We start from the raw sequence: 7,357 nt of genomic DNA on the forward strand, positions 1-7,357 counted from the left end.
TTTCATGGTAAACTTCTTCCGAAGCCGCTGAGTCTTTAGCTCAGCGGTAGTTCACATTCGTATCCGCATCCACAGTCAAATCCAGACGCTACAGCGTTGTCATGATTACCTTTGATTGTCGGAATATTTTTCTGCTGAACCAGTTCAATGCATTCATGTGGAGAAGGACCATAATCCACCAGGTCTCCCAGACAGATGATTTCATCATATGGAGTGTCCAGAACAACATCAAGTGCTTCTTTGTTTCCGTGGATATCAGAAATTATCAACAGCTTCATATACTTTTTCACCTGTCATACAAATAACGCTTCTATTGTATTAATTAACTACGTTAATTGCAAGATATTTATAATTCTGCGTCCATTTAAAAGATATGTCATTCAACCCAATAGGTACAGTTTTAAACCATGCAGATGAAGAATCCCTGCAGATTCTTACATTGTGGAAGGACAGCATCAGTGAAATTAAGTTTTATAATAATATACTGGATTCAAAACTTGATAACAGGTATACCCACTATATTGTAGTACATGATTCATTCAATTTTCAGTTCTCAGAAAAGCAAGAAGAATGGAATTTAAGGTTTACCGGTAATATCGGTGTGTCGGTTGTTGAGTTTTTAAAATCTGAAGACAATAGCTTATATGTAAAAGGTATGTTTGCAGAAAACGGCTCAAATGTTTATGAAATATTACCCTATACCTCGTTTGACTCATTGAAAGCAACCTACCCGCATCCAGAAATGAAAGAATTAAGGATGAATGTTCTTGGGAAAATATTGCCTGGAATCGATGGTAAATCCATACTTGATATAGGATGCGGAGTTGGTTCTATCACACTGGATATTGCACAACGGAACCCAGAATCCAGAGTTTACGGAATAGAAATACTGGATAGTTTGATAAACCAGTGTAAAATGAATGCTCAGGTACAGGATGTTCCAAATGCGGATTTTAAAACAGGAGATATATATGAACTGCCATTTGATAATGAGTCAATGGATACTGTGACCTGTTTTTTCATGCTGCATCATATAGATGATATACCATCCGGACTCCAGGAAATCAAACGGGTTTTGAACAAAGGAGGTAATCTGATTGCTGTAGACCCATTGGGACATCATCACGGACCAAAAATAACTGAAACCGATTGGAAGAACTATTTTGAGCAGGCAGGATTTTCAGTCGATACCAAGAAAATCGATAACGCACTCGTATCCTATGCAACATTAACTTAATTGGTGAAGATGGAAGGAACGCAATATTGTATTGCGTCCTTTCATGGCTGATTTTTGATCCACTCCAGAGGATTTGTTTACCAGAATAACTTAGTTTTAAATTACTGGTATTTTGCCTGTACCAGTGTTACTTTTACAAATAAAAGTAATACTGACATTCTATACAAAGTTGTTCTAATTTAAATAGCTTTTGGTAATACTTTTACCTTTAATCATGTTACTAAAAATTTTGACCTTCGAAAGATTAATGTATGCGTGTTACATGCTATCACACACCATTCATTAATAAGAAAGGAGCAGTTATCATGCTGGGGATAGAAGACCCTTACATACTGTTGGCTTATATTCTTTCATTCGTAAGTGCACTGGGATGCGTAATCTATGGCATCCTCAACTGGAGAAAAGAAGAAGATTAAAAGTAGTCAGAGGAGTTAGAAATGGCAGTAAGTACCCCTGTACTGGCAGTAGTTGTGCTAATTTATCTTATAGTAATATTTTATCTGGGATTACTGGGTTATCAGCGAACGAATGAAACTGAAGATTATATGGTTGCAGGTCGAAAAATAAATCCGTATATTCTGGCTCTGTCCTATGGAGCTACATTTATAAGCACGTCCGCGATCATCGGTTTTGGTGGGGTGGCAGGTGCCTATGGTATGGGTCTTTTGTGGCTTACTTTTATGAACATAGTTTTTGGAATATTTATCGCATTTGTGGTCTTTGGTTCCCGTACACGCAGTATGGGTGTTAATTTGAATGCTGTGACATTTCCGGAGTTCCTTGGTAAACGGTTCCAGTCAAGATTCATTCAGGGATTTTCAGGGTCACTTGTAGCAATCTTCATGCCCCTTTATGCCGGTATTGTATTAATCGGAGGGGCAAGGTTTGTGGAAACAGCTCTTTCAATCAATTATGATGTTGCTGTTTTGATACTGGCTATAATCATTGCGGCATACGTTATAACCGGTGGATTGATAGCGGTTATGTACACTGACGCTCTTCAGGGTTCCCTTATGTTCATTGGTATGGTTATACTTCTTATTTTTACCTACATGGAACTTGGGGGAGTTACAGAAGCTCATCAAGCATTGACCAATATTGCACATCTAGTACCTGAGAAACTGACTACCAGTGGACATGTGGGTTGGACTGCTATGCCTGAGTTTGGTTCCCAGATATGGTGGACAGTTGTAACTACTCTCATCCTGGGTGTAGGTATCGGAGTACTTGCACAGCCACAACTTGCTGTCAGGTTCATGACAGTACGAAGCAGCAGTTCTTTGAACAAGGCAGTCCTTGTAGGTGGTCCATTTATACTGATGATGGCTGGAGTGGCATATATCGTTGGCTCGCTTTCCAATGTATACTTTTTCGAAAACAGAGGTATGATTTCATTGGAAGTTACACAAGGTAATACCGACCTCATAATGCCAGAATACATCAACTCTGCCATGCCTGACCTGTTTGTAGTACTGTTCATGCTTACATTATTATCAGCAGCAATGTCCACATTGAGTTCTCAATTCCATATAATGGGTACATCGATAGGTCATGATTTCTATAAAGAATTCCTTAAAAAGGGCAAGGGAAAAACAACATCAGATGTTGTAACAAAGATAGGTATTGCAGTTACCATTGTAATCAGTGTAGTTCTTGCCTATGCACTTCCGATAAGCATAATCGCAAGGGCAACAGCCATATTCATGGGATTATGTACTGCCGCATTTTTACCGATGTATATGGGAGCAATCTTCTGGAAAGGTATGACAAGAGAAGGTGCAATATCAAGTCTTTTAATAGGTACTTTCAGCAGTCTTTTCTGGCTTGTATTTGTACACGCAAAAGAGGCAGTTCCACTTGGTATAAGTCAGGCACTTTTTGGAAAAGCTACACTGCTTACAGGTACCTGGACGGTAGTGGACCCTATACTGGTAGCAACTCCTCTATCAATGATTACAGCAGTTGTTGTAAGCCTTAAAACACAGCCCCCATCAAACAATCATCTGGAACAGTGTTTTAAAAAGGTCAAATAATAACTCAAAAAATAAACTAAGGAATCACTGGTTCATCGGCAGCGTCAAAACACCATACGGCATGACCTGTATTGTTGCATCAGGTTTTTCTGCCAATATGTTATCCAGTGCTTCCTGTATACTTTTTGCTGGTAGGAAAAATACATTTTTCACATCATCTTCCGGCATATCAGACACCAGATAGAGGTTGAATTTTTTAGCCATCTTGGCAATGTTTGCAGCTTTGTGACCTCCGAGTTCAAAGGTGGTGTTGAACTTTTCTATAGTTTCATCAGGAGTTTTTAATTCTCTGGTCCATCTTTCAAATACCGCATTTCCAAGGCATTCCTGACATTTTGCAGAAAGGATGATTGAACCACCTTCAACAGCTGCATTTTTTGCATTTTCAAGACCTTTAACCGCCTGATACAGGTTCAGGTCTTTTGGATATCCTCCGGGACTTACAACCACAACATCTGTTGGTTCAACTTTAACTTTATAAATGCTGTCCAGATAATTTACACCTTTTCGATGGGCTTTTATAACATCACCTGCAGTAGCATAGATAATATCCTTCTGACTATTTAAAACAACATTGAACAGGAAATCAGCACCAACCATTCTGGCAGCTTCCTCTATATCAGTTCTTACAGGACTTTCAATCGCACCAGTGGTTGCTCTGTCATCTGTCATCATTTTGTGGTTTGTCATGACAGTTTTTTCTGAACTAACTGCAGGAAGAATCGCTTTTCCACCACCACTGTACCCGGCATAATAATGGAATTCTATATTACCAGTACACACGATAACATCAGAGTCAAGAACTGCTTCGAAAATTTCCACAGGAGTTCCGTTGCTTGTATCCCCCACATATCTACAGCGTGACCTGTCATGCTCAATACATCGAACACGTTTGTAGATATCAGAACCTACCAGTTTTTCAATCTCTTCCTCAGTCTGGTTTCGGTGGAGACCAAGACCAAATACAATGGTTATATTTTCATCCTTGATACCTCCACGGTACAATTCATCCAAAAGTGGAGGCAGCATTTTTTCAGTAGGTGCCGGACGTGTAGTATCACTAACAAGTACTGCAACAGTTGACTCCTCATCTACGATTTTCGAAAGACGTTTACTCTCCACCGGATTTTCCAGAGCTTTTTGCATTATGGATGTATAATCCTCTGTGATTTCCGGTTCTTCAGGAACTAAGACACGTGATAGATTTTTATCTGGAATGTCCAGAGTTAAACTGTCGTGCCCATACGGCAGTTTTATTGAACTCATGCAAAAAAAGAGGGGGTTAATGCTATATATCATTTTTGAACTTCAGATGTTCCACCAATGACTGTGTATTCTGATAACTTTTTCTACCCGTTTCAACACATTTTCTGAAACATTATCCTCCTGGATTTCTGGTAAATGTTTTTCAGTATTTATTGCCATTATGACCTGATAGATGGATTCAGCCAGTTCCTTATGCTGATACCCACCTTCAAGAACCAGTACAGTTCGTTTACATGTAAAGTCTGAAATTTTTTTGATGCATCCTGCCAGTGTAGCAAAACCTTCCGAAGTTAGCCGCATACCACCAAGCGTATCATGTTCCTGTGCGTCCATCCCGGCAGATACCATAACGATATCAGGTTGAAATTGTAATGCAACAGGCACAAATATTTTGTTGAAAACATAGGCATAATCTTTATCGGTTGCACCTGGTAAGAGAGGTACATTGATGTTGTATCCTTCACTTTTTCCGGTGCCAGTTTCGTCCAGCCATCCTGTTCCAGGATACCATGGATATCTATGAATGGACATATACATCACAGAAGGGTCTGAATAAAACGAATGCTGGGTACCATTTCCATGATGCACATCCCAGTCAATGATAAGGACACGGTTCATACCCTTTGATTGGGCGTATTTTGCAGCGATGGCGATGTTGTTGAATAGACAAAATCCCATTGCTTTATCAGATTCTGCATGATGACCGGGTGGTCGTACCAGTGCAAAAGCGGAAGAATTAGTATATGTTTCTATTACTGCCCTGATAGCACCTCCTGCAGCAAGAAGCGCAGTACGGAAAGAATCTTTTGAAACGACTGTATCAGGGTCAAAGGGAATCTCGTTGTTGCAGTGATATTCAACTTTTTTAATATAATCCGGATTATGAATAGTTTGAATCCAGGAAATTTCAGCGGAATCGGGCTCTATTAATGGATGGTTCTTAAAAGTACCCTGTTTTTCCAGATGTTTTATGACGTAACTGAGCCGGGATGCGGATTCCGGGTGGTTGCCAGTATTGTGTTTGAGATAATCTGGATGATATATGATGGATGTCATTAGTGTAATTATTAATATGCGTTTTTAGAGTTTAATTTTTTCCTTAATCAGGAATATTTTCCTGTGAACAGATTGTAAATACCTGCAATAATGAAACCAGCTATAACAAGTGCGCCTATCAGATTGAGCCAGAAAACCTGATTTTCCAGAGAAGGAATATTGTTTAACATAAACAAACCAAACAGAATGGCAAATGCGATCATAATGTATAACAATCCTGATTGTACAGTACCCATTTAAACACCGTTAGGTACATCTTTTAAAACCAATAAATAGTTTATCCTTTTTTCAAATGATATCCAAGTACAACAGGGTGCACTTTTGTTCCCTAAAATCCCAACCGAAAAGTTAATTTGCATACATTTGTTTTATATACCGCAGATATATTGTTATTGAAAAAATTTATATAATCTATTTCTGCAAAGTCATATTGATTACACACATTCTGTAATTTTACATTCATTATAATAAAGGTTTATAATATGGAGGAGTCTATGCAAACTGTTCTACAGGGAGCCACAATCTTTGATGGAACAGATAATGGTTTTCATACTGATGCCGTGATGGTCTTTCAGGATGATAAAATAGTATATATCGGTTCTCAGGATGAATGCGATATAGAAATAAATGATGATGCACTGGTTTATGATGTCTCTGGACAATTTATCATACCAGGTCTAATAGATACTCATGTTCATCTGGATTTACATGGTGTTCCAGATACTTATCAGGAAAACCTTCTGGATGATAAATACCGGGCTATTCGTGCTGCAGTAGATATGGAAAAAACTGCAAAAGCTGGATTTACCACAGTTAGAAATGTTGGTTCAGTAAATTTTATAGATATTGCTGTAAAAAAAGCGGTAGAAGAAGGTCTTATAGGAGGTCCACGGATACTGACCAGTGGAAAAATTATTTGTATGCAATCTTCTGGAAGTGAATATTTTTCCGGTCTGTATCGTGAAGCAGATGGTATAGATGAAAACCGTAAAGCTGCACGTGAACAGCTTAAGGAAGGTGTTGATTTTCTCAAAGTCATGGCAACAGGTGCAATTATGAACCCGGGTGGTGTACCCGGAGCACCCCAGCTTAATGTTGAAGAAATACGAGCAGTGGTAGACGAAGGTTTGAAACTGGGTATATATACAGCTGCTCATGCGCATGGTGCAGAGGGGATTAAAAATGCAATCAATGCAGGGGTTAGAACAATTGAACATGGGACTCTGGCAGACGATGAAACTCTCTGGATGATGAAGAATAACGATGTATATCTGGTATCTACACTTTCATCGAATTATTTCATGGTACGAAAGGAAAATGAAGAAGCAATCCCGGAATTCATGCGTGAAAAAGCAGAAGAAGTATCCCAGATGCGTAAGAATGTCATACGCAAAGCACTTGATATTGGAGTTAAAGTAATCATGGGTACTGATGCCGGGACACCATACAATTATCATGGTAATAATAGTATGGAACTGGTTCGATATGTCAGAGAGAATTTGATGACGACAGAACAGGCTATTATTGCATCAACAAAGACAGCTGCAGAGGCAATTGGTATCGGGGATATAACAGGTACACTTGAGGCTGGAAAATCTGCAGATTGTGTGGTCCTCAAAAAAGATCCGATGGATGATGTTACATGTCTTCTGGATACGAATAATATCAGTATGACTTTTAAAGAAGGAAAATTGCTAAAATGTTTGTGTGAATGGGAATAAAACAGTATCCATATTATACAACAAATTTACATAATATTACATAT

General features: G+C 38.7%; 8 protein-coding genes. 4 read left to right on the top strand and 4 right to left on the bottom strand.

All coding sequences use genetic code 11. From position 1 onward, the window contains the following. Window positions 1–35 precede the first annotated feature (35 nt). Window positions 36–278 carry a metallophosphoesterase family protein gene (locus ACLFMM_RS08235; protein WP_410808257.1) on the bottom strand — a complete coding sequence of 81 codons (243 nt, stop codon included), beginning with the start codon at window positions 276–278 and terminating at the stop codon, window positions 36–38. Between the two features lie 95 nt (window positions 279–373). On the opposite strand from ACLFMM_RS08235, the gene ACLFMM_RS08240 reads away from it, so the two are divergent. The 3 genes from ACLFMM_RS08240 (at window position 374) to ACLFMM_RS08250 (ending at window position 3,270) form a co-directional block, all read left to right on the top strand. Then, complete coding sequence (locus tag ACLFMM_RS08240; protein WP_410808258.1) at window positions 374–1,237, top strand: class I SAM-dependent methyltransferase; 864 nt, start codon at window positions 374–376, stop codon at window positions 1,235–1,237. Window positions 1,238–1,488: 251 nt separating this feature from the next. Next, entirely contained in the window at window positions 1,489–1,653 is a 165-nt protein-coding gene (locus ACLFMM_RS08245; protein ID WP_410808259.1) for a symporter small accessory protein, read from the top strand. A 21-nt stretch (window positions 1,654–1,674) separates the two neighbouring features. Further along, entirely contained in the window at window positions 1,675–3,270 is a 1,596-nt protein-coding gene (locus tag ACLFMM_RS08250; RefSeq protein ID WP_410808260.1) for a sodium:solute symporter family protein, read from the top strand. A gap of 24 nt (window positions 3,271–3,294) precedes the next feature. Here the strand turns inward: ACLFMM_RS08250 and larA are convergent, their stop codons facing one another. The 3 genes from larA to ACLFMM_RS08265 are packed head-to-tail and all read right to left on the bottom strand — an operon-like array spanning window position 3,295 to window position 5,828. Then, window positions 3,295–4,536: a nickel-dependent lactate racemase gene (gene larA / locus ACLFMM_RS08255; protein WP_410808261.1), complete on the bottom strand. Its 1,242-nt coding sequence runs from the start codon at window positions 4,534–4,536 to the stop codon at window positions 3,295–3,297. A gap of 42 nt (window positions 4,537–4,578) precedes the next feature. Continuing rightward, the gene (locus ACLFMM_RS08260) at window positions 4,579–5,592 is read right to left on the bottom strand and encodes a histone deacetylase (protein WP_410808262.1); all 1,014 of its coding nucleotides are present in this window, start codon (window positions 5,590–5,592) and stop codon (window positions 4,579–4,581) included. A gap of 47 nt (window positions 5,593–5,639) precedes the next feature. Next, window positions 5,640–5,828, bottom strand: a complete 189-nt coding sequence (locus ACLFMM_RS08265; protein WP_410808263.1) for a hypothetical protein — start codon at window positions 5,826–5,828, stop codon at window positions 5,640–5,642. A 258-nt stretch (window positions 5,829–6,086) separates the two neighbouring features. Between ACLFMM_RS08265 and ACLFMM_RS08270 the strand changes: the two genes are divergently transcribed. After that, the gene (locus tag ACLFMM_RS08270; protein ID WP_410808264.1) at window positions 6,087–7,313 is read left to right on the top strand and encodes an amidohydrolase family protein; all 1,227 of its coding nucleotides are present in this window, start codon (window positions 6,087–6,089) and stop codon (window positions 7,311–7,313) included. Window positions 7,314–7,357: the final 44 nt, after the last annotated feature.

The sequence above is a fragment of the Methanohalobium sp. genome, from assembly GCF_046546175.1.
GTDB lineage: Archaea > Halobacteriota > Methanosarcinia > Methanosarcinales > Methanosarcinaceae > Methanohalobium.

What these genes read in the sequence shown, in the direction of transcription:
- ACLFMM_RS08235 (WP_410808257.1), bottom strand. Translation starts at nt 278, where the DNA reads ATGAAGCTGTTGATAATTTCTGATATCCACGGAAACAAAGAAGCACTT.
- ACLFMM_RS08240 (WP_410808258.1), top strand. Translation starts at nt 374, where the DNA reads ATGTCATTCAACCCAATAGGTACAGTTTTAAACCATGCAGATGAAGAA.
- ACLFMM_RS08245 (WP_410808259.1), top strand. Translation starts at nt 1,489, where the DNA reads ATGCGTGTTACATGCTATCACACACCATTCATTAATAAGAAAGGAGCA.
- ACLFMM_RS08250 (WP_410808260.1), top strand. Translation starts at nt 1,675, where the DNA reads ATGGCAGTAAGTACCCCTGTACTGGCAGTAGTTGTGCTAATTTATCTT.
- larA (WP_410808261.1), bottom strand. Translation starts at nt 4,536, where the DNA reads ATGAGTTCAATAAAACTGCCGTATGGGCACGACAGTTTAACTCTGGAC.
- ACLFMM_RS08260 (WP_410808262.1), bottom strand. Translation starts at nt 5,592, where the DNA reads ATGACATCCATCATATATCATCCAGATTATCTCAAACACAATACTGGC.
- ACLFMM_RS08265 (WP_410808263.1), bottom strand. Translation starts at nt 5,828, where the DNA reads ATGGGTACTGTACAATCAGGATTGTTATACATTATGATCGCATTTGCC.
- ACLFMM_RS08270 (WP_410808264.1), top strand. Translation starts at nt 6,087, where the DNA reads ATGCAAACTGTTCTACAGGGAGCCACAATCTTTGATGGAACAGATAAT.